The sequence below is a fragment of the Microbacterium sp. P5_E9 genome (assembly GCF_054049175.1).
Genome location: NZ_JBFUMV010000046.1, coordinates 1 through 816, shown reverse-complemented (window position 1 = coordinate 816; position 816 = coordinate 1). Strand labels below are relative to the sequence as shown.

The following is an 816-nucleotide window of genomic DNA, read 5'->3' as shown; positions in this document are numbered from 1 at the left end:
ATTCGCGCTCGATGGCGGCCGCCGTGGCGGCTGGGTCGCTCTTTCGCGAATAGGCACCGAGCATCAGGTTTTCGCGCACCGTCTGATCGGCGAATACGCCGCGGCCTTCAGGGGACATCGCGACCCCAAGGCCCACACGCTGATGCGATGCGACGTTCGTGATGTCCTTGCCATCGAGCAGGATGCGACCTTCACTGACGGGTTCCAACCCGCAGATGCTCTTGAGCAAGGTGCTCTTGCCTGCCCCGTTGGCGCCGATGATGGTCACCACCTCGCCCTTGCGCACTTCAATGCTCACGCCCTTGACTGCCTGGATCGCGCCGTAGGCAACCTTGACTGATTCGAGTTTCAGCATATTGACTTTCTGGTTCAGGCTGCGCAAAGCGCTTCTTCGGGCTCGTCGACGCCAAGATAGGCTTCGACTACACGGGGGTTCGCCTGCACCTCGGAGGGCTTGCCCTCGGCGATCTTGATGCCGTAGTCGAGCACGATGACGTGGTCCGAGATCGACATGACGAGATCCATGTGATGCTCGACCATCAAGATGCTTACACCGCACTTGCCGATGCGAAGCAACAGCTGACCGAGCTCGGCCGTCTCCTGCGGGTTGAGACCTGCAGCAGGCTCATCGAGCAGAAGGAGCTGCGGTTCGGTCGCCAGTGCCCGTGCGAGTTCGACGCGGCGTTGCAAGCCGTAGGGCAGGCTTCCCGCAGGCTGGTGCGCCATATGCAGCAGGCCCACCAAATCCAGCAACTGCAGGGCGCGCGCACGCGTAGGGGCCTCTTGCTTCTTCGCGCTCGGCTGGTGGAGTAGCGA

Annotated in this window: 2 protein-coding genes; both read right to left on the bottom strand. The window is 62.3% G+C overall.

The window, feature by feature from the left end; genetic code table 11:
* Positions 1–382 (bottom strand): ATP-binding cassette domain-containing protein (locus ACXJ3V_RS20120; RefSeq protein ID WP_457102129.1); only part of this gene is annotated, 382 nt, incomplete at its 3' end.
* The coding region (locus ACXJ3V_RS20115) for an ABC transporter ATP-binding protein (protein ID WP_457102128.1) at positions 370–816 on the bottom strand (447 nt) is incomplete at its 5' end. The genes ACXJ3V_RS20120 and ACXJ3V_RS20115, both read right to left, overlap by 13 nt.